This window comes from Prauserella shujinwangii (assembly GCF_003001955.1).
GTDB classification, from domain to species: domain Bacteria; phylum Actinomycetota; class Actinomycetes; order Mycobacteriales; family Pseudonocardiaceae; genus Qaidamihabitans; species Qaidamihabitans shujinwangii.
The window spans coordinates 99,863-125,263 of sequence record NZ_PVNH01000003.1; the positions used below are offsets into that span (position 1 = coordinate 99,863).

Here is a 25,401-nt window from a genome sequence, read left to right on the forward strand (position 1 = left end):
GCGAACCGCCCACAAGGCGGAGGAACAGGAGGCGAGACTGACCATGGACGCTGTCACATCCGTTCCGGTACCGGTCAACGAGCCGGTGCGCACCTACGCTCCGGGTTCCGCCGAGCGCGAGTCCCTGCAGCGGCGGATCGCCGAACTCGAGGCCGACAAGCACGAGCTGACCCAGACGATCGGCGGGCGCCGCAGGCTCGCCGGCGGTGAACCCTTCGACGTGGTCCAGCCACACGACCACGGGCACGTGCTCGGCGTGAGCGCGCAGGCCACGCGCGAGGACGTCGGCGACGCCGTGGCGGCCGCGAAGTCCGCGGCCCGCGAGTGGAGCGAGCTGCCGTTCGACGAGCGCGCCGCGGTGTTCCTGCGCGCGGCCGACCTCATGGCCGGGCCCTACCGCGACACGCTCAACGCGGCCACGATGCTCGGCCAGTCCAAGTCGGTGCAGCAGGCCGAGATCGACTCGGCGTGCGAGCTGATCGACTTCCTGCGCTTCAACGTGCACTACGCGCGGCGGATCCTGGCCGAGCAGCCGAACTCGGTGCCCGGCGCCTGGAACCGCATGGAGTACCGGCCGCTCGACGGGTTCGTCGTCGCCATCACGCCGTTCAACTTCACCGCGATCGCCGGCAACCTGCCCAGCGCGCCCGCGCTGATGGGCAACACGGTCGTGTGGAAGCCGACGCCGACGCAGCAGCTCGCCGCGCACTACACGATGCAGGTGTTCGAGGAGGCGGGCCTGCCACCGGGGGTGATCAACCTGGTGACCGGCGACGGGCACGCGGTGAGCGAGGTCGCGCTCGCCGACCGCGGGTTCGGTGGCCTGCACTTCACGGGTTCGACCACCACGTTCAAGATGCTGTGGCGGCGGATCGCGGACAACCTCGACACCTACGCGAGCTACCCGCGGATCGTCGGTGAGACGGGCGGCAAGGACTTCATCGTCGCGCACCCTTCGGCGAACCAGGACAAGCTCGTGACGGCGATCGTGCGCGGCGCGTTCGAGTACCAGGGCCAGAAGTGCTCGGCGGTGTCACGGGCGTACCTGCCGCGCTCGCTGTGGGAGAACGGCCTGCGGGAGCAGCTCGCCGACGTCACCCGGACCGTGAAGTACGGCGACATCACCGACTTCTCGCTGTTCGGCGGCGCGGTGATCAACGCGCGGGCGTTCGCCAAGCACAGGGATCTGCTGTCGAGTGTGGACAGTGACCCGGCGGTGAACGTGCTCGTGGGCGGTGGCTGCGACGACCAGATCGGCTACTTCGTCGAGCCGACCGTGCTGGTCTCCGAGAACCCGGCCCACACGCTGTTCTCCACCGAGTACTTCGGTCCCATCGTCGCCGTGCACGTGTACGAGGACGGGGACTACGAGCGCATCCTGGAGACGGTGGACTCCAGTGCCGAGTACGCGCTGACCGGTGCCGTCTTCGCCGACGACCGCAGGGCCATCCAGCAGGCCCACCGGGTGTTGCGCTACACGGCGGGCAACTTCTACGTCAACGACAAGCCCACCGGGTCCATCGTGGGGCAGCAGCCGTTCGGCGGGTCGAGGGGGTCGGGCACCAACGACAAGGCGGGTTCGATGTTCAACCTGCTGCGCTGGGTCAGCCCGCGCGCGGTCAAGGAGACGTTCGACGCGCCCACCGACATCACCTACCCGCACATGGGCTGAGCACCGCCACGTGCAGTGAAGGCCACCTTCAGTGCGTTGAACGCACTGAAGGTGGCCTTCACTGCTGGCCGAGGGAGCGGGTCAGTTGCCGCCGGGGAACTCGCCGACCTGGTCGGCGGGCGGGGCCTCGACGTTCACCGGGGCACCCCAGTCGGTGTACTTCATGAGCATCGAGCCGCCCTGGCCCGCGGGCGCTCCGGCCGCCTCCATGACCTTGGCCATGTCCATCGAGACCTGGACGGGCAGGTTGTCGCCGTTCAGCCACAGCTCCATCGGCAGCTTCCCGACCTTGTCCGCGAGCTGCTTCATCTGCTCCTCGGAGACGCCCGCGGCGCCGTACTGGTCGGCGATCTTCGCGAAGTCCAGCTCGATCGTGTAGTGGGTGACGTCCTGGCCGTCGAGGGTGGTCTCCTCGCTGTTCGTGATCTCACCGGCCTGCTTGATCTGGTCCAGCACCTTGCTGGGGTCGCTCTGCTCGGCCATCTGGTCGAACGAGCTGCCCAGCTGCTGCGACAGCGGGTCGGTGCCGTCGGCGGAGACCTTGACCCACTCCTTGCCGCCCATCTGGGCCGCGGCCTCGCCCGGCAGCTTCATGTACATGGTGCGGTCGACGAGGCGCATCTCCATCGTCTGCCCGCCCATGTTCATGGTGATGGCCATCTTGGAGTTGGCGCCGTCGTAGACGCCCTCGCCGTTGGCCGAGATCTTCTGCCCGGCCATGTCCATTTCCATGGTGAACTTCGACGACTTGCTCTGGCTCGTCTGCTCGGACGCCGCCGCCACCAGCGCCTGCGCGTCGCTGAACAGGCTCGAGCCGTTGCCACTGTCGCCGCCCACCGGGCTGGCGGTGCCGCCTTCGGAGTCGCCGCACGCGCCGAGCGCGAGCACCAGCGCGAAACCGCTGGCCGCGAGGGCTGTCTTCCGCATGGAGTTCCCCTTGCTTCGGTTGTTCGTCATCTGTCGCCGCACGGATCGGACGGCGGAACCCCGTTCAGGGTTCCAGGTACGAGCTTCCCCGTCGCTCCCCCGGGCCCGATCGGGCGGCATGCGCACACACTGTAACGGCCGGGGCGGACAAACGGGTCACGTTTCGGCAATTCCCGCCCGGGAGGCGAGCAGCCTGCGCAGCGACTCGAGCCTGCCGGGCCGGGCGGCCCCGCTCGCGACGACGTCGTCGAGCGCGCAGTCGGGATCCTCGGGCGGGCCGAGGTGACCGCAGCCGGACGGGCACTCCTCCGCCGCCTCGGCGAACTCGGGGAACGCCTCGACGATGTCGTCCGCGGTCACGTGGGCCAGCCCGAACGACCGCACTCCCGGCGTGTCGACGACCCAGCCGCCCTCCGGCAGCGGCAGCGCGACCGCGCTCACCGACGTGTGCCTGCCCTTGCCCACGGCGCTGACCACGCCGGTCGCGAGATCGGCCTCGGGGACCAGGCGGTTCACCAGGGTCGACTTGCCGACCCCGGAGTGCCCGACGAGCGCGCTGACCCGTCCCCGCAGCCGCTCAGCGAGCTCGGCGGGCTCCTCGTCGTGCCGGGTGACGACGGCGGGCACGTCGAGGTCGGCGTAGGAGGCCAGCAGCTCCTCCGGGTCGGCGAGGTCGGCCTTGGTCAGGCACAGCACCGGTTCGAGCCCGCCCGTGTAGCACGCGACGAGGCAGCGGTCGATGAAGCCGGTGCGCGGGGGCGGATCGGCGAGCGCGGTGACGATGAGTAACTGCTCGGCGTTGGCGACCACGACCCGCTCGTACGGGTCGGTGTCGTCGGCGGTGCGGCGCAGCACGCTGGTGCGTTCCTCGACGCGGACGATCCGCGCGAGCGTGTCCGGCTTGCCGCTGACGTCGCCCACGAGGCCGACCCGGTCACCCACGACGACGGGCGTGCGCCCCAGCTCCCGCGCGCGCATCGCCGTGACCCGGCTGCCGGGGTCGTCCGCCACGGCGCAGGTCCAGCGCCCCCGGTCGACGGCCGTCACCCTCGCGGGCACGGCGTCGGCATGGGCCGGACGGCGCTTGCTCCGGGGCCGGGTGCCCTTGCCCGGGCGCACCCGGACGTCGGACTCGTCGAGCTCGCGCCAGTCCCTGCGGGCCAAACTGTCACACCCTCCTGGTTGGTTGACACCTGTACCGATGATCCCCCATCGCCCTCGCCACGGCTCGGTAACCGTGTCACGATGGCGCCGGGACGACCAGAAGGAGGCCATGCGATGTGCGGCCGCTACGCCGCCACGAAGGATCCGGCCACGTTGATGGCCGAGTTCGACGCGGTGGACGGCACCGAGGGCCACGCGCCCGCTGCGGACTACAACGTCGCGCCCACGAAGAAGGTCGTGAGCGTGGTCGAACGCCACCCCAGGGACGCCGACGGCGAGGTCCTCGAGGACGAGGCCCCCGTGCGCAGCCTGCGGGTCATGCGCTGGGGGCTCGTGCCGTTCTGGGCGAAGGACACGTCGGTCGGCAGCCGCATGATCAACACGCGGGCGGAGACGGCGAAGGAGAAGCCGGCGTTCCGCAAGGCGCTCTCGCGCCGCCGCTGCCTCGTCCCTGCCGACGGCTGGTTCGAGTGGCGGGCCGCCGCCGAGAACACGGGCAAGGGCGGCAAGAAGGCGCCCAAGGAGCCGTTCTTCATGACCACCAGGGACGGGTCGTCGCTGGCGTTCGCCGGCATCTGGGAGACGTGGCGCGACCCGAAGGGCGACCCCGACGACCCGCCGCTGGTCACCTGCTCGGTGCTGACCACCGACGCGATCGGCCAGCTGGCCGACATCCACCACCGCATGCCGCTCGTGCTGCCGAGGCAGCGCTGGGCAGGCTGGCTGGACCCGGACCGCACGGACGTCGAGGGCCTGCTCGACCCGCCGGGGCTCGACGTCGTCGACTCGTTGGAGCTGCGGGCGGTCTCGACGAAGGTCAACAGCGTGCGCAACAACGGTCCCGAGCTGGTGGAGCGCGTCGAACCGCGGCCCGCGGACCTCGACGCGGGGCTGTTCGAGGTCCCCAACCCCTCATGACCCGGGCCCGCATCGAGACCCCGCACGGCCCGGCGTGCGCCGAGCTGCACTGCGCCGAGGAGGGAACGGCGGGCCTGCTGCTCGGCCACGGCGCGGGCGGTGGTGTCGGTGCGCCCGACCTCGTCGCGGCCACGCGCGCGGCCCAGCAGGTCGGGGTGCATGTCGCGCTGGTCGAGCAGCCCTACCGGGTGGCGGGCCGCAAGGCTCCGGCGCCGGCGAAGCAGCTCGACACGGCGTGGCTCGCCGTGGCCGAGGAGCTGTCGGCGACCTGGTTCGACGGCCTGCCCCTGGTCTTCGGCGGGCGCTCGTCCGGGGCCAGGGTGGCCTGCCGCACCGCGGCGAGCGGGCAGGCGGCGGCGGTGCTCTGCCTGGCCTTCCCGGTGCACCCGCCGGGCAAGCCGGAGAAGACCCGGCAGCCCGAGCTGGACGGCGTCGAGGTGCCGACGCTGGTCGTGCAGGGGGAGCGGGACCCGTTCGGCAGGCCGGAGGGTGGTCCGCACCACGAGATCGTGCTGCTGCCCGGTGACCACAGCCTCAAGGCGGACCTGGACGGGCTGTCCAGGGCGGTGGCCGAGTGGCTGGCCCGCGTGCTGCGCCCCTACGCCGCCTGAAAGCCCGGTCAGCGTCCCTCGGCCGGGAGCCGCGTGGCGATCGGAGCCACGGTGGCGCCGGTCAGGGCGACCAGGTCCGCGGGCGACAGCTCGATCTCCAGGCCTCTCCGGCCGCCCGAGCAGAGCACCGTGCCGAACGTCTCCGCGGAGACGTCCACCACCGTCGGCAGCCTGCTGCGCTGGCCCAGCGGGGAGATGCCACCCAGCACGTAGCCGGTGGCGCGCTGGGCCGCGGCGGTGCCGGCCATCCGCGCCCGCTTCCCGCCGACGGCGGCGGCGAGGGCCTTGAGGTCGAGCTGCCCGGTGACGGGCACCACGCCGACGGTCAGCCTGCCGTCCACGTCCGCGACGAGGGTCTTGAAGACGCGCTCGGGTGCCACGCCCAGCGCCTCGGCCGCCTCGAGGCCGTACGAGTCGTGCCTCGGGTCGTGGTCGTAGGTGTGCAGCGAGTGCTCGACCTTCCGTTTGGCCAGCAGCGCGGTCGCGGGAGTGCCCTTTCCAGCCACGTGCGGATCGTAACGCCGGTCACGTCCGGGGGAATTCCGGCGCCGGGCCGCCGCGTTGGACCCCACGTGCCGACCACGCTGACCAGAACCGCACGCCGTTCCCGCGTATCCTCGGGGGCGTCATATGCGCACCCGGCTACGGGTAGGCCACGCCGGCGCGCCGGCGCCGATCGAGAAGGGAACGGTTTGCCGAGCACGCAGAATTCCGCTGACACCGAGGCCACCGAGCCCACCCAGGGCACTCGGGCCCCGGAAGCGACCGAAGGCACCGAGATCGGGTCCGGGACCGACGGGCAGCAGTCGGGCGACGAGCTCACCGAGCGCTTCGAGCGCGACGCGATGCCGCTGCTCGACCAGCTGTACTCGGCCGCCATGCGGATGACCCGCAACCCGGCCGACGCGGAGGACCTCGTCCAGGAGACGTACCTCAAGGCGTACGCGGCTTTCTCGTCCTTCAAGCAGGGCACCAATCTCAAGGCCTGGATGTACCGCATCCTGACCAACACCTACATCAACGGCTACCGCAAGCGGCAGCGGCAACCCCTGCAGCAGCCGACCGAGGAGATCACCGACTGGCAGCTCGCGCAGGCGGAGAGCCACACGTCGAGCGGCCTGCGCTCGGCCGAGGTCGAGGCGATGGACAACCTGCCGGACACCGACGTGAAGGCCGCGCTGCAGCAGCTGCCGGAGGAGTTCCGGCTGGCGGTGTACCTCGCCGACGTCGAGGGCTTCGCGTACAAGGAAATCGCTGAGATCATGGACACACCCATCGGCACGGTGATGTCGCGGCTGCACCGTGGCCGGACCCAGCTGCGCCAGCTGCTGGCCGACGTCGCCACGGAACGGGGCTTCATCCGTTCTGCCCAGCAGGAGGTGGCGGGCCGATGAGCACGCACGGTGAATCGGACAAGTCCCGGAAGGTCCACTGCGAGGAGGCGCTCGCGGAGATCTACCTGCTGCTCGACAAGGAATGCAGCCCCGAGCGTGATGCGCAGCTGCGCAAGCACATCGAGGACTGCCCGCCGTGCCTCGAGGAGTACGGCATCGACGAGCAGATCAAGCAGCTGCTGGCCCGCAAGTGTGGCGGCGACCATGCTCCGGCCGAGCTGAAAACCCGCCTGCGGGCGTCCATCCGGCGGACGGTCGCGGAGCGGGGCGGGTTCACCGTGGAGCGCACCGACGTGCACGTGGAGCGCCAGGTCACGGAGTGAGGCCCCGGACGTGAGAGGGCCCCGGCAACCGGTGCCGGGGCCGCGCCACTCGTCAGGAGTTGGGCTTCTTGCCGTGGTTCGCGCTGTTCTTCTTCCGCGCGCGACGCTTCCTGGCTCGCTTCGACATCCGTCACTCCTCGTACTGGTGCATGCCTGTGCCGACTAGTCTGTCATGCGAGGATGTCTTCGCCGGGAGGGGCGCCCCAGTCCATGACCACGCTCGCCGACCTGCTCGCCGACAACACCGGCCTTTCCGGCGAGGCCGCCGATCACCTGCAGACCGTGGTCGCCGAGTGGCAGTTGCTCGCGGACCTCTCGTTCGCCGACTTCCTGCTCTGGGTCCCGGTCGACGAGGGTGAGGGCGACTTCGTCTGCGTGGCGCAGGCGCGGCCCACCACGGCGCCCACGGCGCATCCGGAGGACGTCGTCGGCACCCGGTTCACCGTCGCCGACCATCCGCAGCTGGCCAGGGCGATGCGGGAGGTCCGCATCTGCCGCGAGGAGGAACCGCACTGGTACCGCGACCTGCCGATGCGCAGGGAGGCGGTCCCGGTGAAGTTCGGCGACGACGTGATCGCGGTGCTGAGCCGGGAGACCAACCTCGCCTCCCCCCGGGTGCCGAGCCCGCTCGAGATCGCCTACCTGGGCAGTGCGGCCGACCTGTGCCAGATGGTCGCCGACGGCACGTTCCCCAGCCCCGACGCGAACACCGACGTGCACACGAGCCCCCGTGTCGGCGACGGGCTGATCCGGCTCGACCAGTCCGGGACCGTGGTGTTCGCGAGCCCCAACGGCCTTTCGGCCTACCACCGGATGGGTCACGAGTCCGATCTGCTCGGCACGCGGCTCGCGCCGCTGACGCGGTCGCTGATCCGCGACCCGTTCGACGCGACGGAGGTCGCGCACCGCATTCTCGACGCGCTCGACGGCAAGCCCGGCAGCCGCACCGAGGTCGACTCGCGGCGCGGCGCTGTCGTGCTGTTCCGCGCGCTCCCGCTGCGCCCGGCGGGCCGCGCGGCGGGAGCGCTCGTACTCGTGCGCGACGTCACCGAGGTGAAGCGGCGGGACCGCGCGCTGCTGTCCAAGGACGCCACCATCCGGGAGATCCACCACCGGGTGAAGAACAACCTGCAGACCGTGGCGGCGCTGCTGCGCCTGCAGTCGCGGCGGACGCCGAGCCCGGAGGCGCGGCAGGCGCTCAGCGAATCGGTGCGCCGCGTCTCGTCGATCGCGATGGTGCACGAGGCGTTGTCGATGTCGGTGGACGAGCGGGTCGACCTGGACAAGCTCCTCGACAACGTGCTGCCGATGGTCGGCGAGGTCGCGACCGCCGAGTCGCAGGTCACGCTGTCCCGCACGGGCTCGTTCGGCGTGGTGGTGGCCGAGATCGCCACGCCGCTCGTGATGGTGGTGGCCGAGTTGGTGCAGAACGCCGTCGGCCACGCGTTCGCCAACGGCAGGCCCGGCAGGGTCGAGATCGTGGTGGAGCGGTCGGCCCGCTGGCTGGACGTCCTCGTGCGGGACGACGGCAAGGGGCTGCCGCCCGGCTTCTCCCTGGAACGCGCCGACGGCCTGGGGCTGCAGATCGCCAGGACGCTGGTGGAGTCGGAGCTGCGTGGCTCGCTGTCGCTGCGGGCCGTGCGTGAGGACGGGACGACCCTCGACGGCGCCGCGGGTGCGGGCCGGAGGGCGGCGGGCACCGAGGCGGCCCTGCGCATTCCGCTCAGCCGCAGGCTCTGAGAGCCCGGGAAGGTTCTGCGGCTCCGAAACCCGTGGGCCGGTGGCCCGGAACGTTTCGAGGGCCGGCACCACAATGGGTGCCGGCCCTCGCAAAACCTTTCGTCTCGTGCGCGAAATGCGCACTAGCCGAAAGTTTGTCGCCTGTGTTCTGCTGCGTTCAGGCGTTGCTCCGCGTGCCGATCTGAGCCCGGCGACGCTTCAGGGCGCGCCGCTCGTCCTCGCTCATGCCGCCCCAGACGCCGGCGTCCTGGCCGCTGGCCAGTGCCCAGGCCAGGCAGTCGGACGCGACGGTGCAGCGGTGGCACACGGCCTTCGCCGCGGCAATCTGCGAGAGCGCGGGCCCGCTCGTCCCCACGGGGAAGAACAGTTCGGGGTCCTCGTCTCGGCAGGCCGCGCGGTGGCGCCAGTCCATTTCTGTGAGCTCCTTATTTCGGCGCGGCAGCCCGCGCCACAGTCGTCATGGCGGTCGTTTTCTGGGGTGCTTGTGAATGCTTTCACGAAGCACCGAGTTGGACAAGGGTTTTCCGGCGATCGGTGAGTCAGCTCACCCGCCCGTGCGACTGGCCTGACCTGCGGATATAAGGCCGAAACCGGCTTTGTGGGGGCGCGCACGATGCGGCGAACGGAGCCTCTCCGTCGATGAGCGGCAACGCTGAGTTTGCCCCGAACGATCAGTGATCGTTCAGACCGCGACGGTGAGCGCGCGGGGCACGCTCCGGAACTCCACCCGGGTCCGCTGGCCGACCAGATCCCCGTCCACCTGGAAGTTTACCGGCTCCTCGGCGACGATGCCGATGATCGGCAGGTCGTCGTGCCGCAGCAGGTGCCTGCCGCGGTGCCTGCCCCGCACCCGCAGCGCCTGCCGGACGTGCCGCAGCACGCTGGGCAGCCCGAGGCCGCGCAGGGCGAACAGGCCGAGGCCGGTGTCGAAGGAGCACTCGGTGTTGAGGTGCACCGGGCGAGCGCCCAGGTAGCTCCAGGGGTCGGTGTTGGAGACGAAGGCGGTGAGCACCTCGGCGGGTTCCGCGCCGGGCAGCCGGACCGTGAGCCGGGGCCGGCCGAGCGGGGGCCGCAGGTAACAGGCGACGGCCGTGCGCAGGTAGAGCGAGGGGCCGGTGCGCTTGCCCCGGCGCCGGTCGACCCCGGCGACCACGTCGGCGTCCCAGCCCATGCCCGCGTTGAACGTGAACCAGCGGTCGTCCGCCAGGCCGAGGCCGACCTGCCTGCTGCTGCGGTCCTCGATCGCGTGCAGCAGGCGGTGGGTGGCCTCGACGGGATCGCGGGGCAGGCCGAGGGCCCGCGCGAACACGTTGGCCGAGCCGCCGGGAACGACGCCGAGCATGGGCACGGAGTCGAACCGTCCCGGCGCGCCGCCGGTGTCCGCGAGCAGCCCGTTGACGACCTCGTTCACCGTTCCGTCGCCGCCGTGGGCGACGACGAGGTCGAGCCCGTCGCGCGCCGCGGCACGGGCGACCGCCATCGCGTGACCCCGGTAGTCGGTCTCGACGACGTCCAGCTTCACCTGGCTCGCCAGTGCGTGCGCCAGCACGTCACGGCCACCGGGCGTGGTGGCGGTGGCTTGCGGGTTCACGACGAGAACGGCACGCACTACTGCAGAGTAGGCGACGTGCGGGGGACGTCGCCGGGGCCGACCGGAGTACTTCCGCGATCCTCGTCACGGTGCCCGGAGCCGTTCTCCACGGCTGTCCACGATCTCGTTCCCTGTGCCGGCTGCCCTCCGATCCTGCGAACGACAGTGCTGTCGAACCGACCGCCGCGACAAGTGCACCCCGGGCCGACCGCCCGCTCATCGACGACTTGCCAGCATCTTCACTCGCGGGACGGGCACGGGAAAACGGCCGACCGGGTGGCATACCATCGAAGGCGTTCACCCTCGGTCACCTGAGTCCTGGAAGGCCGGTACGCGTGCCGCTCGCCGACAAGTTCTCCCCGGCGCCGCGCGAGGTCCGTCTCGCCGGCGCGCTCACGGTGCTGCCCGGGCTGGCGCTGCTGGCGGTCGGTGCCGGCATCGCCGTCGACTCGCTCGGCAGGCCGTCGGCACCGGGCAACAACGTCTACGCCGAGGTCGCGTACTACGCGGTGCTCGCGCTGGGCGTGCTGGCCTGCGCGGCCGGGTTGCTGCTCGGCAAGACCTGGGCCCGCTCGCCGTCCCTCGTCGTCGCCCTGCTGCTCGTCGGCGTCGGCTGGTACACGACGGGCCCTTCGGCCCGCCCCGAGTTCGGCCTCCCGTTGATGGTGGTGGGCGTGCTGGTGGTGGTGCTGCTGTTCCGCAGGCCGGCGCGGGCGTGGGCACTGGAGCTGCGTGAGGGGGAGACCGAGGACGAGGCCGCCCGCCGCGGCGGGGCCGAGGGGCGCGCGGCCGAGCGCGAACAGCGCGGCGAGTGACCCGCCCGGCCGCTCAGCCGCCCGCCGCCAGCGCGCGGAGCGGCTCGTCGGTCAACCGGAACACGGTCCACTCGTCCATCGGAACGGCGCCGATCGACTGGTAGAACCCGATCGCCGGGGCGTTCCAGTCGAGCACCCACCACTCCAGCCGCGCGTAGCCCCGCGCGACGCACTCCTCGGCCAGTGCGGCGAGCAGTGCCCTGCCGAGCCCGGAACCGCGGTGTGCGGGCCGGACGTAGAGGTCTTCGAGGTAGATGCCGTGCACCCCGCGCCAGGTGGAGAAGTTGAGGAACCACAGGGCGCACCCGACGACCTCGCCGCCGACGTCGGCGACGTGCCCGAACAGTGCCGGATGCTCGCCGAAGAGGGCGGCGTGCAGCTGCTCCGCGGTCAGCCCGCACTCGTCCGGCGCCTTCTCGTACTCGGCCAGTTCGTGCACGAGCGCGACGACGGCCGCGACGTCGGACTCGCGGACCCGCCGGATTCGGTCGTCCATGGCTTGCGAATATAGCCGACCATCTGCTTGGCTACCGACGAGTAACTTTTGGGAGGGGACATGGCTGCCAGTCCGACCTACGCGCTGTGGAACAGGGTCGCCGGCCTGCCCGGCGGCACGCGGCTCTTCTCCGCGGCGCTCTGCCTGCGGGTGCCCTACTTCCGCACCGTGCTGCCACACGTGCGCGAGATGCGGCCGGGGCGGTGCGAGGTGGGCGCGCCGAAGTGGTGGGGCGTGCACAACCACATCGGCACGTTCCACGCCATCGCGGCGTGCAACCTCGCCGAGCTGGCGATGGGCATGCTCGCCGAGGCCACGATCCCGGCGACGCACCGCTGGCTGCCGAAGGGGATGACCGTGTCCTACGTCGCGAAGGCCGAGACCGGGCTGACCGCGGTGGCCGAGCTGCCGGAGCTCCCGGAGTTCGGTGACGAGGGGATGGACGTGGCGGTGCCGGTCACCGTGTCGGACAAGCGCGGCAAGCCCGTGGTGACCGGCACGATCACGATCTGGGTGACGCGGAAACCCCCGCGCCGGTCGTGAGTGCTCAGCCGTAGGGCCGCAGGGCCACCAGCGTGTCCTGTTCCAGCGTGTTGCGGCCGGACTCCGACGGGAGGCCCAGCCGGCGGTCCAGCACCCGGCCCCAGCCGCCGCAGCCGGTGGTGGCGGGCATCGCCAGCTGCTCGTCGATCGAGCGGAAGCGCAGCACCGGCGGGTCCACCGAGACCACCTCGGTGGGCCCGACCTGCTGGATCTCCGAGTGGATCGGCTCCCGCGCCGTGCCGATCGCGCAGTCGCCGGGCAACAGCCGTCCGGCCAGCTCCGCCGTCAGCGCGATCTCGCCCTTGCGGTCGGCGTTGGCCTCGAAGTCCGAGTAACCACCGTAGGCCAGCCGCAGCGTGCCGCCCGGCAGACCGGGCAGCGTCGTCGGTCCGGCGCGCAGTGCCCCGAACACCTGGGCGTACCGGCCTTCGAGCGTGCCCTCGGCGAACGTGAGCCGCATCGGCGCCAGGCGCAGGTCCCGGACGTGACCGAACGACAGCGTGCCGGTCGAGACGAGCACCTCGCACCGCCAGCGGGCGGGGTCGGCGCCCTCCGGCAGGGCGGGGCAGTCGGCGAAGTCGAAGGCGGGCGGGGGCGTGGCGGCCGAGGCGGGCAGTGCGATGGCGGCCACGACCGCGGCGGCCACGCCCAGTGCGGCGACGGAACGGAACAGGCGTTGTCTCATGGCCTCGAGCCTGGTGTGCCCGGCACCGCGCGGCATCGGGGTTGCCCTGGAGTCGGCCCCTGGTTCGGACCCCGGCCCGTCGCTGGGCCGAACGAGTGAACTTAACACCGTTTACCCAGGTCGGGTGAACCCCGTTAACTAGCGGTATTGCCCCACGTCGCCGCCGGTCGGGAACATGCCTGTCATGCGCTTCTCCCTGTCCCGCAGACGCTTCCTCGGCTACACCGCCCTCAACTCGGCGGCGGCGCTCGGCCTGACCACGATCACCACGCCACGGGCCGCCGCGCAGCAGGACTCGGCCCCCGGCTTCTCGCCCGCCGTCGTGATCGGGACGGGGTACGGCGCGGCCGTCACCGCGCTGCGGCTCGGCGAGGCGGGCATCCCGACGCTCATGCTGGAGATGGGACAGCTGTGGGACACGCCTGCCGCCGACGGCCGGATCTTCTGCGACATGCTCAACCCCGACGCGCGGTCGATGTGGCTGAAGGACCGCACGGAGATGCCGCTCGCGAGCTTCCTGTGGTTCGGCATCAACCGGGACATCGAGCGGTACACCGGTGTGCTCGACCGCGTCCACTACGGCGACATGTCGGTCTACCTCGGCCGGGGCGTCGGCGGCGGGTCGCTCGTCAACGGCGCGATGGCCGTCACCCCGAGCCGGTCGTATTTCGAGGAGATCCTGCCCGGCGTCGACGCCGACGAGATGTACGGCACGTACTTCCCGCGGGCCAACGCCGAGCTCGGCGTCAACCACATCCGCCCGGAGTGGTTCGAGACGTGTCAGGCCTACAAGTACGCCAGGGTGTCCCGCAAGCACGCGGAGAAGGCCGGGTTCGCGACGACGTTCGTGCCGAGCGTCTACGACTTCGGGTACATGGAGCGCGAGGAGGCGGGCGAGGTGCCGCGCTCGGCGCTGGGCTCCGAGGTGATCTTCGGCAACAACCACGGGAAGCGCTCGCTGGACAAGAGCTACCTGGCCGCCGCGCTCGGCACCGGCAACGTCACCATCCGGACGTTGCGGGAGGTGCGCGGCATCAGCCGCCGGTCCGACGGCACGTACGCGCTCACCGTGCGCAGGCTGGGCACGGACGGCTCGGTGCTCGGCACCACCGAGATCGGCACGCGGTACCTGTTCCTCGGCGCGGGCAGCATCGGCTCGACCGAGCTGCTGCTCCGGGCGCGGGACACGGGGACGCTGCCGCTGCTCGGCGAGGAGGTCGGCCGCGGCTGGGGGCCCAACGGCAACGTGATGTTCGGCCGGGCCAACCACATGTGGGACCCCACCGGGTCGACGCAGTCCGGCATGCCCGCGCTGGGCATCGACGCCTGGGCGGACCAGTCGGTGTTCGCCGAGGTGGCGCCCGCGCCCGCGGGCACGGAGACGTGGCTGTCCCTCTACCTCGCCATCACGAGGAACCCGGAACGGGGCCACTTCACCTACGACGCGGCGAGCGACTCCGCCCGGCTGCACTGGACGGCCGAGCAGGGCAAGCCGTCGATCGACGCGGCGAAGGCCGTCTTCGACGAGATCAACCGGGTGAACGGCACGATCTACCGGTACGACCTGTTCGGCGACACGAGGGCGTTCGAGAACCGCTTCACCTACCACCCGCTGGGCGGGCTGGTGCTCGGTGCGGCGACCGACGGCTACGGGCGGGTGCGTGAGTACCCGAACCTCTATGTCACCGACGGGTCGCTCATCCCCGGCAGCACCGGCGTGAACCCGTTCGTCACCATCACCGCGCTCGCCGAGCGCAACATCGAGCGCATCCTCGCCGAGGACCTCTAGCCCTTGGGGTACGTTCAGCGCAGCTGGTAGGCGTCGATCAGGGTCTGCTCGACCGTGCTGCCGTCCCGGTTGACCGCCGTCGCCCGCAGCGACACCGTGCTCGCGCCCACCGGGTGGTGCAGCAGGAGCCGCGCGTTGCCGTCCACCTCGGCCGCCGTCCACGTGTGCCCGTTGTCGTAGGACACCTCGGCGTCGAGCCGGGCGGGCGTCTCGGTCCGGGCACTCGCCTGCTCCTGCACCGCGACCGGAACGGTGAACGGTCTGCCGGACGGCGCCGAGTTGTCGTCGTCGAGCTCCGGGAAGTACCGGATCGTCCACACCGGCAGCCGCGTCGGCTCCTCCGTGTGCCCCGAGCGGAACGTCCACGAGGCGGCCACCCGCGCACCGACGTCGAACAGCGGGCCGCGCCCGCCACCGGCAGCCAGCCGGTACTCGGCTTCCTCCGCGGGCACGGTGAACACTCCCGATCCGGCGACGCTGTTCTCGCCGATCAACTCGCCTTCCCGGGAGAGGCGGGTGTACGTGCCCTCGTCCGAGGAACGGCCCCAGTTGCCGCCGCGGTCGCCGAACAGGGGCGTGTTGACGTCGATCGTGTCGCCGTTCCGGACCACCCACTGCTGCGGGTTGCAGGTCAGCGGCAGCACCGGCCCGAACACCGCGTAGTTCATCGACTCCTCGTACTCGCGGCCCGGTTCGTACTGCTCCTGCGGGGACTCCAGCGTGGTGATCAGCCTGCCGGTCTCCGCGTCGGAGGTGTACAGCCACCTCTTCCAGTCCACCGTCCCGTCCCCGGTGTTGTAGTACTCGGTGCGGACGGCCGGGATCCCGATGTCGGTGAAGTTGGCGACCCCGGTGTCCCACCCCAGGTGCGGCACCGGAGCCGGGCCCGCCTCCCCCGTGGTCCGGGGCCGTGGGGTGCCGTAGTCCACCCGCACCGTGGCCAGATCCTCCGGGCGCACCAGCCGGACGAACCCGGTCGGTACGCGGCCGTACTCGTACCACGCGAGGCCGTAGAGCGCGGTGTTCCCCGCCGCCGTCCACTGGGTGCTGACGAGCGCCCGCAGCTTCTCGTGCGGCAGGTCGGGGCCGAGGTGAGCCATCCGGATCCGCTCGACCGGCCCGCTGAAGACGACCAGGTGAAAGGTCGCGTCCCGGCCCGCGATCGGGCGGGTGTAGGACACCTCGCCGAGCCGGGCGGTCGCGTCCGGCTCGGGTGGCGTGACCCGCACGGGTTCCGCCGCGCGGGCGTCCAGGTCCACGGTGATGTCCCGGTCGAGGGTCAGCTGGGGGTACGCGAGCAGGTGCCGGTGCACCGTGCCGTCGTCGGCCTCGGCGGGGATGAGGGTCTGCAGCAGGTACGTACCGGCACGCAGGCGGAGCGTGACGGTGCCGTCCGGCTCGTACGGCGACCACGTCTCCCCGCTGTCCACGTCCCACAGCTGCGTGAAGTAGGTGTCGGCGGGCGTGCCGTCGGGCGCGACGTGGCGGAGGGTCAGGTCGTAGCTCTCCGGTTCCCGGCCGATGCCGACGGGTGTCCGGACCTCGGTGTCCCCGTCGCGGGCGACGAGCGTGCCGGAGTAGGACCCCGGCTCGGTCACCGTCGAGATGTCGCCGGTCACGACCACGCTCGCCGACCCGCCCGCGGGCACGGTCAGCCGGGACCGCGCGAGCGTGATCACCCCGGGTGGGGCGGGATCGCCCGCCGGACCGGACACGTCCAGGTCGAGCTCCACGGTGAGCTCGGCGTCGCCGAGGTTGGTGTAGGTGAGCTCGATGGCGACCGGCTCCGCGTCCACGTGCGGCCACCGCCGGATGCCGAAGTTGACCTCGCTGGGCTCGGCGAGCATCCGCTGGGCCAGCGCCGCGGCCGAGTCGATGCGGCCGGTGCCCTGCTCGAAGATGGTCAGGCCCTCGGTCGGCCTCGCCGAGCCGACCAGCAGGCTCCTGAGCTGTTCCCCGGTCAGCTCCGGGTGCTGCTGCCGCAGCAGCGCGGTGGCGCCCGCGACGTGCGGGGTGGCCATCGACGTGCCGCTCAGCTCGACGTAATGCTCGCCGACCGGCTCCCCGATCATGCCCTCGGAGCTGCGGGCGGCGACGATCCGCACGCCCGGCGCGGTGACGTCCGGCTTGAGGGCCCGACCGCCGGGCAACGGGCCCCGGCTCGATCGCTCGGCCAGCTGGTCGCGCTCGTTCACCGAGCCGACCGTGAACGCGGCCCGCGCGGAGCCGGGCGAGTTGATCGTGCCCGGCAGGGGGCCGTCGTTGCCCGCCGCCACCACGAACAGCGTGCCGTGCTCCGCGGACAGGGTGTTCAGCGCTTCCTCGACGGGGTCGATCGTCGGCAGGTTGGGGCCGCCGAGGCTCATGTTCACGATGTCGGCGCCCTGCTCGGCGGCAGCCCACTCCATCCCCGCGATGATCCAGGACTCCTGGCCGCGGCCGAAGTCGTCGAGCACCTTGCCGTCGAGGTACTCGGCCTCGTAGGCGACACCCCGGTAGGTGCCGTCGGAGGCGGCTCCGGTGCCCACGGCGATCGACGCCACGTGGGTACCGTGCCCGAGCCGGTCGTCGTCAGTCGGCGTTCCGGCGAAGTTCCGCTGTGCCCGCTGTCGTCCCGCCAGGTCAGGGTGGTCGTGGTCGACCCCGGAATCGAGCACGGCGACGGTCACCCCGCTGCCGGTGTACCCGGCGTCCCACGCGGCGGGCGCGCCGACCTGGGGCACGCTCTCGTCGAGGACGGCCCAGCGGATGCCGTCGAGCCAGATCCTGGTGACCGCACCGGCCAGCGCGGAGACGCCGGCCTCGGCGGTGAGGGCGTTCCACAGGCCGGTGGCGGAGCCCTTGTCGACTCGCGCCGCCGCGCCGTCGATGCTGGCCAGCCGTTGTTCGACGCGGGCTCCGGAGACCCGCTGGACCGTCGTGGCCGCGTCCGCACCCCCGGCGTACTCGACGATGATCGGGATGGTGTCCCGGTGCGCGTCGTCGTACTCGAACTCGAGCAAGGTCGTGATGTCGAAGAGGCGCCGGTCCAGAGTGCCCGCGGCGAGCCGCTGACTCGCGTCGGACGGCACCACGAAGAAGCGGTCCCCCTCGGCGAAGAGCGAGAAGACGATCTCGTCCCGGCCGGGGCCGGGCCGCACTCGCGGCGGCCTGCCGGTTGTCGTCGCGATGACGTGGTCGCCCGTGATGAGCGTGATTCGTTCGGGCATCGCACTGCTCCCCAGCGTCGGTTTCCCCCTGGTAACCGACGCTAGGGACCCCGGAAGCGGGGAAACAATACGCTGTGCGAGTTATCGGTGACGCTCAGTCGAACGCAGCGGGTCACCGACTGGTCAGCGCAGCTTGTCGTAGTACGCGACGCAGTCGGCGTAGCTCGGCAGCAGGCCCTCCCGCTCCGCCTCGGCGAGCGTGGGCGCCGCGGAGTCCTTTTCGGACAGAACTGGCTCGATCCCGGACGGCCAGGGCAGTGCCAGCGCGGGGTCGAGCGGGCAGACGCCGTGCTCGCGAGGCGGGTGGTAGGGCGTCGAGCACAGGTAGGTCATCGCCGTGTCGTCCTCGAGGGCCATGAAGGCGTGCCCCAGCCCTTCGGCGACGTACACCGCCCGGAACTCCGTGCTGTCCAGGCGCACGGCGTCCCACCTGCCGAACGTGGGCGAGCCGACGCGGAGATCCACCACCACGTCCAGCAGCGCGCCCTGGGGACAGTAGACGTACTTGGCCTGTCCCGGCGGCACGTCGGCGAAGTGCACCCCGCGCACGGCCCCGCGGCGGGACACGCTGTGGTTGGTCTGCGCGACGGTCAGGCGGTGCCCCACAGCGTCGACGAACGCCGCCTCCTGGAACGGGGCGACGAAGGCCCCGCGCCGGTCCGGGAAGATCCTGGGGACGAACTCGTAGGCGTCCCGCACGGCCAGTTCGCGCGCGTCCATGCCGGTACCTTAACCTCGTCGCTTCAAGCCGGACGGACGTCTTGCTATCAAGGCGCTGACCTGCGCGGATCCGACGAAATCTGTGATCTCGCCCGCACCTGGTGACCACGACCCTCGGGCGGCCTGTCACACTGGGGGAACCGCCGCGTCCGCGGTCGCTGGCCGCACCATGGGCCTCGACGGACGCCTCGCCGACTACTCGCCGCTACCGCGACGCTCGGTCGTGCTGGAGGAATCCCCGTGTACTGCGGTGCCCGCCGGGCACCACCTTTCTTCAGCTGTTGGAGTTCTCACGTGTCCCATGCTCAGGTAGCGAGCCCGGTGTCAGACGCTGAGGTCATGCCCGAACCGACGACAGGAAGAGCGATGAACGACCAGGTCAGCCAGGACACCGCCGTCGAGGTGAGCGACGAGGAGGTCTTCGCCGGGCACGAGGGCGGCAAGCTCTCGGTGACCTCGAACACGCCCATCTCCCACGCGCGCGACCTGTCCATCGCCTACACGCCGGGCGTCGCGAAGGTGAGCCGCGCCATCGCCGAGGACGCGGCCCTCGCCGCGCGCTACACCTGGGCCGACCGGCTGGTCGCCGTGGTGAGCGACGGTACGGCCGTGCTCGGCCTCGGCGACATCGGCGCGAGCGCGTCGCTGCCCGTGATGGAGGGCAAGGCGGCGCTGTTCAAGAGCTTCGCCGGGCTCAACTCGATCCCGCTCGTGCTCGACACCACCGACGTCGACGAGATCGTCGAGACGCTGGTGCGGTTGCGGCCGTCGTTCGGCGCGGTGAATCTCGAGGACATCTCCGCGCCGCGGTGCTTCGAGCTCGAGGAGAAGGTGAAGCAGGCTCTCGACTGCCCGGTCATGCACGACGATCAGCACGGCACCGCCATCGTCGTGCTGGCCGCGCTGCGCGGCGCGAACATGGTGCTCGACCGTGCCGTTGCCGACCAGCGGGTCGTCATCTCGGGCGCGGGCGCGGCCGGAGTGGCCTGCGCGCGCATCCTGCAGGCCGCGGGCGTGGGCGACGTCACCCTGGTCGACTCGAAGGGCATCATCTACCCGGGCCGCGCCGGGCTGAACCCGATCAAGGAACAGCTCGCGGAGACCACCAACCGGGAAGGGCTCCGGGGCGGGATCGCCGAGGCGCTCGCGGGAGCCGACGTGTTCCTCGGGCTGTCCTGCGCGACGATCGAGGAGAGCCTGCTCGCCACGATGGCCGGCGACCCGATCGTGTTCGCGCTGTCGAACCCGGACCCGGAGGTGCACCCGCACGTGGCCGCACGGTATGCCACCGTCGTGGCCACCGGGCGCAGCGACTTCCCGAACCAGATCAACAACGTGCTCGCCTTCCCCGGTGTGTTCCGGGGTGCGCTGGACGCCGGCGCGCGGACGATCACGGAGAACATGAAGCTGGCCGCCGCCGACGCGATCGCCTCGGTGGCCGCCGACGCGCTGGCGCCGGACCACATCGTGCCGAGCCCGCTCGACCCGAGGGTGGCGCCCGAGGTCGCGGCCGCGGTGGCGAAGGCGGCCGAGGTCGACGGCGTCACCGCATAGCCCCGGCCCGTGAGTGGGAGACGTGGTGCGAACGCAGCGGCGCGGAGCGTCTCCGCCAGGGGTGGTCGGGCGGCGGGTGGGCGTTTCCACTCATGCGCCGGCCAGCAGGTTCCGCAGTTCCAGCAGCCGGTGCCGGGGCAGGTCGACGAGCCGGTGGTCGGCGACGTCCGCGTCCGGGCCCGCCGTCGGCGTGCCGCCGTGTTCGGCCAGCGCCGCGCGCACGGTGTTGGCGAGCCTGCCGTGGGCGCGGCGCCACACCGCCCGCACCGCGGGCGAACCCTGCCCGGCGGGCACCGCGTCGGCGACCACCACCGCGTGCTTGCTGTCCGGGGTGCTCCGCAGCAGCCGGAGCCGGTACTTGTCCTCGATCAGCTCCCGCAGGGCCGCCTGCGCCGCGGCGTCGCCGAGATCGGGGTGGGCGTTGGGCACCAGCAGGGCGACCCGCTCGGCGTTCACGGCGAGCAGCGCCCGCACCAGCCACGGCCCGGGATCGGCGGTGAGATCCACGGCCACCGCCGATCCCGGGCCGGCCTGCACCGGCCCCGACCAGTCCGGCCCGGTCTCCTCGACCACCCGCCCGCCGTCCGCGGCGATGTCGCGCAGTGCGGCGAGCGGGGACCGGCCCGCCGCGCCCGCCTCCACCGACTGCGGTCCGTGCGTGTAGATCGCGGGCCGGCCACCGTGCTTGCCCTGCTTGCCTTTCCTCCGTGCGCGGGCCGTCGGCTGGCACACGTAGAGGTCCGCGGCGCTGCCGATCGCCTGCGCGCCGAGGTAGCGGTGGAAGCCGGGCAGGATCGCCTCGAACGTCAGCCCCAGGCCGAGCAGCTCGCGCTGCACCTGCCCGCCCAGCGCCGGGTGCCGCGCGCTGTAGCCGTAGGCGAGCAGCAGCCGCCCCCGGACCGGGTCCGCGAGGCACTCCAGCGCGCGGCCCGCGAACAGCGCCATGCCGTCCGGGGTGTACGGCGGATCGCTGAAGACCAGATCCGCGTGCCCGGCGACGGTGAGCGGCAACGAGAACCGCAGGTCCGCGAACACGGTCCGGATCGTGCGGCCGCTGAGCCGGTCGAGGTAGGCCAGCACGCGGTCGTCGACGTCCACGACGGTGAGGTCGGCCCCGGGGCACACGGCGCGGACGGCGAGCGAGGTCAGGTCGTGGTCGCCGACGAACACCAGCCGGGCGGTCTCCAGGTCGTACCGCTCCGCCAGCCACGTCGCCCTGCGCAGCACGGTCTCCGGCGTCGCCTGCACGTGGTCGAGCGCGGGCAGCGGCGGTGGTACCTCCTCGATCCGGCGGGTCAGCTCGGCGAGCAGGTCCGGCGGCTCGGTGACCCGGCCCGCCCGCTGCGCGGCGTACCGCGCCGCCGCGCCGGGCCGGATGCGCACCGCCGTCCCGGCGCACTCCACGTCGGCCCCGAGCGCCTCGATCAGCTCCTCCGCGCTGCGGCGCGGCAGCGCCGCCTCCCGCACGAGCGCGTCGAACTCGTGCCAGCCCTCGCACAGCAGGGTGATCGCGTGCCGCAGGGGGCGGGTGTGCACGCCGTGGGCGGCGAGGACCTCGTCGAGTGAGCTCACGAACCCGAGCGTAGATCCCCGGTTCCCGTGCCTTTGTCGGTGTCGTGGGTTACGGTCGACCGGGTCTGTCCTGAGGGGAGCGCGCGCATGGGCATCGAGTTCCGCGGCGTCACGAAGACGTATCCGAACGGCACCGTCGCCGTCGACGACCTGGACCTGTCGATCGAGGACGGCACCATCACGGTGCTCGTCGGGCCTTCCGGCTGCGGCAAGACCACGTCGTTGCGGATGATCAACCGGATGGTCGAGCCCACGTCCGGCGCGGTGCTGCTGGACGGCCGCGACGTCCGGGAGGCCGACCCCGCGGTGCTGCGGCGCGGAATCGGCTACGTCATCCAGCACGCCGGGCTCTTTCCACATCGGACGGTGCTGAACAACGTCGCCACGGTGCCCCTGCTTTCCGGCTGGGGACGCCGGAGGGCGCGCGAACGGGCCGCGGAACTGCTGGAGATCGTCGGGCTGCCCGGCGAGCTCGGCGACCGGTATCCCGCCCAGCTCTCCGGGGGCCAGCAGCAGCGGGTCGGGGTCGCCCGCGCGCTCGCGGCCGACGCGCCGGTGCTGCTGATGGACGAGCCGTTCTCGGCCGTCGATCCCGTGGTCCGGCAGGGGCTCCAGGACGAGCTGCTGCGGCTGCAGGAGCGGCTGGGCAAGACGATCGTGTTCGTCACCCACGACATCGACGAGGCGGTGCGGCTCGGTGACCGGGTGGCGGTGCTGCGGGTGGGCGGCAGCCTCGCGCAGTACGGCACGCCCGCCGACGTGCTCCGGCACCCGGTCGACGACTTCGTGGCGGGGTTCGTCGGCAGGGATCGCGGGTACCGCGGGCTGTCCTTCCTCTCCGCCGAGGGAGTGCGGATCGAGGACGTGCCGACCGTCCGGCTCGGCGGCGAACCCGGTGTCGCTCCGGGCTGGCGGCTCGCGGTGAACGACGCGGGACAGCCGAGGGGCTGGCTGCCTCCGGAGTCCATTGTGGATGGTGTGCTCACCGAGGACGACCTCGTGGCTGGCGGTTCGCTGTACCGCCAGGGCACGGCGATCCGGGGCGCGCTGGACGCGGCCCTCTCCTCGCCCGCGGGGCTGGGCGTGGTCGTCGACGACGACGGCAGGGTGGTCGGCGCCGTCACGGCACACCAGGTACTCGACGCGATCGAGAGCCATCCCGAGAGCGTGGGCAGCGCATGACGTTCCTCGACGAGCTCGGCCGGTTCCTCGGCAGCGAGAACGTTCGCGAGCAACTGGGCCGGAACCTGCTCGAACACTGCTACCTCGCCCTGCTGCCGCTCGTGCTCGGCGTCGTGCTCGCGATCGGCGCGGGCTGGCTCGGCCGTGGCCGCCGCCGCATGCGCGGTGCCCTGTTCGTCGTGGGCAACGTGCTGTACACGATCCCCTCGCTGGCGTTGTTCCTGGTGATCCCCGGCATCATCGGCACGAAGATCACCAGCAGTGTCAACGTGGTGCTCGCGCTGACGATCTACACCACGGCGCTGCTGGTGCGGCCGGTGCTGGACGCCCTCGACAACGTCCCGGCGCACGTCGTCGCGTCGGCCACCGCGCTCGGCTACCGGCCGGCGCGGCGCTTCCTCGCGGTGGAGCTGCCGCTGGCCGTCCCGGTGCTCGCCGCGGGGGTGCGGGTGGCCTCGGTGAGCAACATCAGCCTCGTCAGCGTCGGCGCCCTCATCGGGACGGGCGGCCTCGGCGTGCTGTTCACCGACGGCTTCCAGCGCACCTACTTCGCCCCGATCGTCGTCGGCATCGTGCTGACCGTACTGCTGGCGCTGGTGGTCGACGTGCTGCTCGTCGCGCTGCGACGGGTGCTGACCCCGTGGGACCGGACCGCACCCACCCGAGCGGAGGTGACCGCCGCGTGATCACCGAACTCGCCGACTGGGTGTCCGACCCGGCGAACTGGCAGGGTCCGGACGGGGTGCCCGCCCGGGTGCTGGAGCATCTCGGCTACGTCGGGCTCGGCCTGGTGCTCGCCGCCGTGATCGCCGTGCCGGTGGGGCTGTTCGTCGGGCACACCGGCCGGGGCGGGGTGCTGCTCGTCGGTTCCGGCAACGCGATCCGGGCGCTGCCCACGCTCGGCCTGGTGACCTTCCTGTTCCTGGTCTTCACCGACAGTCTCGTCGCCGCGATCGTCGGGCTGGTGGTGCTGGCCATCCCGCCGATCCTGGCCGGGACGTACGCCGGGATCCAGGCGGTCGACCGCGACGTCGTCGACGCGGCCGAGGGCATGGGCATGCGCGGCTGGCAGCGGTTGTGGCGGATCGAGGTGCCGATCTCACTGCCGCTGGTGCTCGGCGGGGTCCGCAACGCGGTGCTGCAGCTCGTCGCGACCGCGGCGGTGGCGGCGTACGTCGGGCTCGACGGGCTCGGGCGGTACCTGATCGACGGGCTCGCCAACCTCGACTACGGCGCGGTGGTGGCCGGGGCGATCGTCACGGCGCTGCTCGCGGTGACCCTCGACCTGCTGCTCGCCGGGGCACAGCGGGTCGTACTGCCGAAGGGCGTGCGCCTGGCGACCGGAACGGGGCCGTCCGCCGCCGCGGAGCCGACCCGGGAGGTGACCGCATGAGCCCGTCGCCGACCGCACCCAATGTGGCTTTCGGTGCGTTCGACGCACCCGGTGCCGCATTCGGTGCGTTCAACGCACCCGCTGTGGCATTGGGGACATCGTGGCGGCGCTGGTGGGGCCGGCGGCGGGTGCCCGCGCTGCTGGCCGTGCTGGCGCTGCTGCTCTCCGCGTGCGCGAACCCGATGCGGGGCGGCGCCGAGGGCGGCCCTTCCGGCGAGATCGTCATCGGCGCGTCCGACGTGGGGGAGAGCCTGCTGCTCGCGCACATCTACGCGGGCGCGTTGCGCGAGGCCGGTGCCGGCAACGTGACGGTCCACCCGCCGGTCGGCGGCCGCGAGGTGGTGGTGCGGGCGCTGCGCGACCGTTCGCTGTCGCTCGTGCCCGAGTACAGCGGCAACCTGCTGCGCCACTTCGCCGAGGACACCACGGCCACGACGTCCGGTGAGGTGTACGCCGAGCTGCGGCGGGTGCTGCCCCGGGAGTTCGAGGTGCTGGAGCAGGCGCCGGCCCAGGACACCGACGTGCTCGTCGTGCGGCGCGACCTCGCGCGGCAGGGGGTGCGCACGATCTCCGACCTGGCACCGCTGTGTGGCGACCTGGTGTTCGGCGGCCCCGGCCAGTGGGCGGACCGCTGGCGGGCGCGGATCAAGGAGCTCTACGGCTGCGAGTTCAAGCGGATCACGGTGACCGACACGGGCGGCCCGGTCACCGTGGCGGCGCTGCGGTCGGGGAAGATCCAGGTGGCGGACCTGTTCAGCACCTCGGCGACGATCGAGAACAACGGGTTCGTCCCGCTCGAGGACGACAAGAACATGTTCCCGGCCCAGAACATCGTGCCGCTCGCCGCGCGCGGTGTGCTCTCCGCGCGGCACAAGGAGGCGCTGAATGCCGTGTCGGCCGTGCTGACCACCGAGAAGCTGACGCGGCTCAACGTCGAGTTCACCGAGGAGAAGCGGCACCCGGTCGACATCGCCGAGGACTTCCTGCGCGGGAACGGGCTGGCCTGACCAGCAAGCCCGGAGGTCCACCTACTTTCGGGTCGAACCGTTCGGGTGCTTCACGTCGTGGAATGTCGGTTTATTACCGCCTGCGTCCGGAAAACG

General features: G+C 71.9%; 25 protein-coding genes. 14 read left to right on the forward strand and 11 right to left on the reverse strand.

Annotated elements, in window-relative coordinates; genetic code table 11:
- Nucleotides 1–43: 43 nt before the first annotated feature.
- Nucleotides 44–1,672: an L-glutamate gamma-semialdehyde dehydrogenase gene (gene pruA, locus B0I33_RS07180; protein WP_106178228.1), complete on the forward strand. Its 1,629-nt coding sequence runs from the start codon at nt 44–46 to the stop codon at nt 1,670–1,672.
- Between the two features lie 81 nt (nt 1,673–1,753).
- Here the strand turns inward: pruA and B0I33_RS07185 are convergent, their stop codons facing one another.
- Together B0I33_RS07185 and rsgA are read right to left on the reverse strand one after the other, a co-directional pair.
- Nucleotides 1,754–2,599 (reverse strand): SCO4651 family lipoprotein, encoded by an 846-nt coding sequence (locus tag B0I33_RS07185; RefSeq protein ID WP_106177791.1) that lies wholly within the window; start codon nt 2,597–2,599, stop codon nt 1,754–1,756.
- A 156-nt stretch (nt 2,600–2,755) separates the two neighbouring features.
- Nucleotides 2,756–3,763 (reverse strand): ribosome small subunit-dependent GTPase A, encoded by a 1,008-nt coding sequence (gene rsgA / locus B0I33_RS07190; protein ID WP_106177792.1) that lies wholly within the window; start codon nt 3,761–3,763, stop codon nt 2,756–2,758.
- A gap of 114 nt (nt 3,764–3,877) precedes the next feature.
- Here rsgA and B0I33_RS07195 point away from each other — a divergent pair, with 114 nt between their 5' ends.
- Nucleotides 3,878–4,681 (forward strand): SOS response-associated peptidase, encoded by an 804-nt coding sequence (locus tag B0I33_RS07195; protein WP_106177793.1) that lies wholly within the window; start codon nt 3,878–3,880, stop codon nt 4,679–4,681.
- Nucleotides 4,678–5,292, forward strand: coding sequence for an alpha/beta hydrolase family protein (locus tag B0I33_RS07200; protein WP_106177794.1), 615 nt, complete (start codon nt 4,678–4,680; stop codon nt 5,290–5,292). Before B0I33_RS07195 ends, B0I33_RS07200 begins: the two co-directional genes overlap by 4 nt.
- Nucleotides 5,293–5,300: 8 nt before the next feature.
- Here B0I33_RS07200 and ybaK read toward each other — a convergent pair whose 3' ends face one another.
- A complete protein-coding gene (gene ybaK / locus B0I33_RS07205; protein ID WP_106177795.1) occupies nt 5,301–5,798 on the reverse strand; it encodes a Cys-tRNA(Pro) deacylase in 498 nt (165 codons plus the stop codon).
- A gap of 186 nt (nt 5,799–5,984) precedes the next feature.
- On the opposite strand from ybaK, the gene B0I33_RS07210 reads away from it, so the two are divergent.
- Together B0I33_RS07210 and rsrA are read left to right on the forward strand one after the other, a co-directional pair.
- Nucleotides 5,985–6,686, forward strand: a complete 702-nt coding sequence (locus B0I33_RS07210; RefSeq protein WP_425440451.1) for a sigma-70 family RNA polymerase sigma factor — start codon at nt 5,985–5,987, stop codon at nt 6,684–6,686.
- Complete coding sequence (gene rsrA / locus B0I33_RS07215; protein ID WP_106177796.1) at nt 6,683–7,009, forward strand: mycothiol system anti-sigma-R factor; 327 nt, start codon at nt 6,683–6,685, stop codon at nt 7,007–7,009. The genes B0I33_RS07210 and rsrA overlap by 4 nt, the downstream gene beginning before the upstream one ends.
- Nucleotides 7,010–7,061: 52 nt before the next feature.
- On the opposite strand, the gene B0I33_RS30870 is transcribed toward rsrA, so the two are convergent.
- Complete coding sequence (locus tag B0I33_RS30870) at nt 7,062–7,136, reverse strand: 50S ribosomal protein bL37 (protein WP_425440460.1); 75 nt, start codon at nt 7,134–7,136, stop codon at nt 7,062–7,064.
- A gap of 83 nt (nt 7,137–7,219) precedes the next feature.
- On the opposite strand from B0I33_RS30870, the gene B0I33_RS07220 reads away from it, so the two are divergent.
- Complete coding sequence (locus B0I33_RS07220; protein ID WP_106177797.1) at nt 7,220–8,749, forward strand: sensor histidine kinase; 1,530 nt, start codon at nt 7,220–7,222, stop codon at nt 8,747–8,749.
- 157 nt (nt 8,750–8,906) lie between these two features.
- On the opposite strand, the gene B0I33_RS07225 is transcribed toward B0I33_RS07220, so the two are convergent.
- Together B0I33_RS07225 and B0I33_RS07230 are read right to left on the reverse strand one after the other, a co-directional pair.
- Nucleotides 8,907–9,161: a WhiB family transcriptional regulator gene (locus tag B0I33_RS07225; RefSeq protein WP_106177798.1), complete on the reverse strand. Its 255-nt coding sequence runs from the start codon at nt 9,159–9,161 to the stop codon at nt 8,907–8,909.
- A gap of 270 nt (nt 9,162–9,431) precedes the next feature.
- Nucleotides 9,432–10,358, reverse strand: coding sequence for a diacylglycerol/lipid kinase family protein (locus tag B0I33_RS07230; RefSeq protein ID WP_106177799.1), 927 nt, complete (start codon nt 10,356–10,358; stop codon nt 9,432–9,434).
- A 317-nt stretch (nt 10,359–10,675) separates the two neighbouring features.
- Here B0I33_RS07230 and B0I33_RS07235 point away from each other — a divergent pair, with 317 nt between their 5' ends.
- On the forward strand, nt 10,676–11,155 hold the full coding sequence (locus B0I33_RS07235) for a hypothetical protein (RefSeq protein WP_106177800.1): 480 nt from the start codon (nt 10,676–10,678) through the stop codon (nt 11,153–11,155).
- Between the two features lie 13 nt (nt 11,156–11,168).
- Here the strand turns inward: B0I33_RS07235 and B0I33_RS07240 are convergent, their stop codons facing one another.
- Nucleotides 11,169–11,651 (reverse strand): GNAT family N-acetyltransferase, encoded by a 483-nt coding sequence (locus B0I33_RS07240; protein ID WP_106177801.1) that lies wholly within the window; start codon nt 11,649–11,651, stop codon nt 11,169–11,171.
- 60 nt (nt 11,652–11,711) lie between these two features.
- On the opposite strand from B0I33_RS07240, the gene B0I33_RS07245 reads away from it, so the two are divergent.
- Nucleotides 11,712–12,194, forward strand: coding sequence for a hotdog fold domain-containing protein (locus B0I33_RS07245; RefSeq protein ID WP_106177802.1), 483 nt, complete (start codon nt 11,712–11,714; stop codon nt 12,192–12,194).
- Between the two features lie 4 nt (nt 12,195–12,198).
- Here B0I33_RS07245 and B0I33_RS07250 read toward each other — a convergent pair whose 3' ends face one another.
- Nucleotides 12,199–12,879: a hypothetical protein gene (locus B0I33_RS07250; RefSeq protein ID WP_106178230.1), complete on the reverse strand. Its 681-nt coding sequence runs from the start codon at nt 12,877–12,879 to the stop codon at nt 12,199–12,201.
- Between the two features lie 184 nt (nt 12,880–13,063).
- Here B0I33_RS07250 and B0I33_RS07255 point away from each other — a divergent pair, with 184 nt between their 5' ends.
- Nucleotides 13,064–14,668: a GMC oxidoreductase gene (locus B0I33_RS07255; protein ID WP_219927151.1), complete on the forward strand. Its 1,605-nt coding sequence runs from the start codon at nt 13,064–13,066 to the stop codon at nt 14,666–14,668.
- Nucleotides 14,669–14,682: 14 nt separating this feature from the next.
- Here B0I33_RS07255 and B0I33_RS07260 read toward each other — a convergent pair whose 3' ends face one another.
- Entirely contained in the window at nt 14,683–17,877 is a 3,195-nt protein-coding gene (locus B0I33_RS07260) for a S8 family serine peptidase (RefSeq protein WP_106177804.1), read from the reverse strand.
- A 123-nt stretch (nt 17,878–18,000) separates the two neighbouring features.
- A complete protein-coding gene (locus B0I33_RS07265; RefSeq protein ID WP_106177805.1) occupies nt 18,001–18,597 on the reverse strand; it encodes a dTDP-4-dehydrorhamnose 3,5-epimerase family protein in 597 nt (198 codons plus the stop codon).
- Nucleotides 18,598–18,963: 366 nt separating this feature from the next.
- On the opposite strand from B0I33_RS07265, the gene B0I33_RS07270 reads away from it, so the two are divergent.
- Entirely contained in the window at nt 18,964–20,151 is a 1,188-nt protein-coding gene (locus tag B0I33_RS07270; protein WP_106177806.1) for an NAD(P)-dependent malic enzyme, read from the forward strand.
- Nucleotides 20,152–20,241: 90 nt separating this feature from the next.
- On the opposite strand, the gene B0I33_RS07275 is transcribed toward B0I33_RS07270, so the two are convergent.
- Nucleotides 20,242–21,723: a bis-aminopropyl spermidine synthase family protein gene (locus B0I33_RS07275; RefSeq protein ID WP_245900484.1), complete on the reverse strand. Its 1,482-nt coding sequence runs from the start codon at nt 21,721–21,723 to the stop codon at nt 20,242–20,244.
- Nucleotides 21,724–21,810: 87 nt separating this feature from the next.
- Between B0I33_RS07275 and B0I33_RS07280 the strand changes: the two genes are divergently transcribed.
- The 4 genes from B0I33_RS07280 to B0I33_RS07295 all read left to right on the forward strand — a co-directional run bounded on the left by B0I33_RS07280 (nt 21,811) and on the right by B0I33_RS07295 (nt 25,305).
- Nucleotides 21,811–22,905 carry an ABC transporter ATP-binding protein gene (locus B0I33_RS07280; RefSeq protein ID WP_106177807.1) on the forward strand — a complete coding sequence of 365 codons (1,095 nt, stop codon included), beginning with the start codon at nt 21,811–21,813 and terminating at the stop codon, nt 22,903–22,905.
- Nucleotides 22,902–23,591, forward strand: coding sequence for an ABC transporter permease (locus B0I33_RS07285; RefSeq protein WP_106177808.1), 690 nt, complete (start codon nt 22,902–22,904; stop codon nt 23,589–23,591). Before B0I33_RS07280 ends, B0I33_RS07285 begins: the two co-directional genes overlap by 4 nt.
- Nucleotides 23,588–24,298 (forward strand): ABC transporter permease, encoded by a 711-nt coding sequence (locus B0I33_RS07290; protein ID WP_106178232.1) that lies wholly within the window; start codon nt 23,588–23,590, stop codon nt 24,296–24,298. Before B0I33_RS07285 ends, B0I33_RS07290 begins: the two co-directional genes overlap by 4 nt.
- 182 nt (nt 24,299–24,480) lie before the next feature.
- On the forward strand, nt 24,481–25,305 hold the full coding sequence (locus B0I33_RS07295) for an ABC transporter substrate-binding protein (RefSeq protein ID WP_425440461.1): 825 nt from the start codon (nt 24,481–24,483) through the stop codon (nt 25,303–25,305).
- Nucleotides 25,306–25,401 lie beyond the last annotated feature (96 nt).

What these genes read in the sequence shown, in the direction of transcription:
- pruA (WP_106178228.1), top strand. Translation starts at nt 44, where the DNA reads ATGGACGCTGTCACATCCGTTCCGGTACCGGTCAACGAGCCGGTGCGC.
- B0I33_RS07185 (WP_106177791.1), bottom strand. Translation starts at nt 2,599, where the DNA reads ATGCGGAAGACAGCCCTCGCGGCCAGCGGTTTCGCGCTGGTGCTCGCG.
- B0I33_RS07195 (WP_106177793.1), top strand. Translation starts at nt 3,878, where the DNA reads ATGTGCGGCCGCTACGCCGCCACGAAGGATCCGGCCACGTTGATGGCC.
- B0I33_RS07200 (WP_106177794.1), top strand. Translation starts at nt 4,678, where the DNA reads ATGACCCGGGCCCGCATCGAGACCCCGCACGGCCCGGCGTGCGCCGAG.
- rsrA (WP_106177796.1), top strand. Translation starts at nt 6,683, where the DNA reads ATGAGCACGCACGGTGAATCGGACAAGTCCCGGAAGGTCCACTGCGAG.
- B0I33_RS07220 (WP_106177797.1), top strand. Translation starts at nt 7,220, where the DNA reads ATGACCACGCTCGCCGACCTGCTCGCCGACAACACCGGCCTTTCCGGC.
- B0I33_RS07225 (WP_106177798.1), bottom strand. Translation starts at nt 9,161, where the DNA reads ATGGACTGGCGCCACCGCGCGGCCTGCCGAGACGAGGACCCCGAACTG.
- B0I33_RS07240 (WP_106177801.1), bottom strand. Translation starts at nt 11,651, where the DNA reads ATGGACGACCGAATCCGGCGGGTCCGCGAGTCCGACGTCGCGGCCGTC.
- B0I33_RS07245 (WP_106177802.1), top strand. Translation starts at nt 11,712, where the DNA reads ATGGCTGCCAGTCCGACCTACGCGCTGTGGAACAGGGTCGCCGGCCTG.
- B0I33_RS07250 (WP_106178230.1), bottom strand. Translation starts at nt 12,879, where the DNA reads ATGAGACAACGCCTGTTCCGTTCCGTCGCCGCACTGGGCGTGGCCGCC.
- B0I33_RS07255 (WP_219927151.1), top strand. Translation starts at nt 13,064, where the DNA reads ATGCGCTTCTCCCTGTCCCGCAGACGCTTCCTCGGCTACACCGCCCTC.
- B0I33_RS07260 (WP_106177804.1), bottom strand. Translation starts at nt 17,877, where the DNA reads ATGCCCGAACGAATCACGCTCATCACGGGCGACCACGTCATCGCGACG.
- B0I33_RS07265 (WP_106177805.1), bottom strand. Translation starts at nt 18,597, where the DNA reads ATGGACGCGCGCGAACTGGCCGTGCGGGACGCCTACGAGTTCGTCCCC.
- B0I33_RS07270 (WP_106177806.1), top strand. Translation starts at nt 18,964, where the DNA reads ATGAACGACCAGGTCAGCCAGGACACCGCCGTCGAGGTGAGCGACGAG.
- B0I33_RS07280 (WP_106177807.1), top strand. Translation starts at nt 21,811, where the DNA reads ATGGGCATCGAGTTCCGCGGCGTCACGAAGACGTATCCGAACGGCACC.
- B0I33_RS07285 (WP_106177808.1), top strand. Translation starts at nt 22,902, where the DNA reads ATGACGTTCCTCGACGAGCTCGGCCGGTTCCTCGGCAGCGAGAACGTT.
- B0I33_RS07295 (WP_425440461.1), top strand. Translation starts at nt 24,481, where the DNA reads ATGCGGGGCGGCGCCGAGGGCGGCCCTTCCGGCGAGATCGTCATCGGC.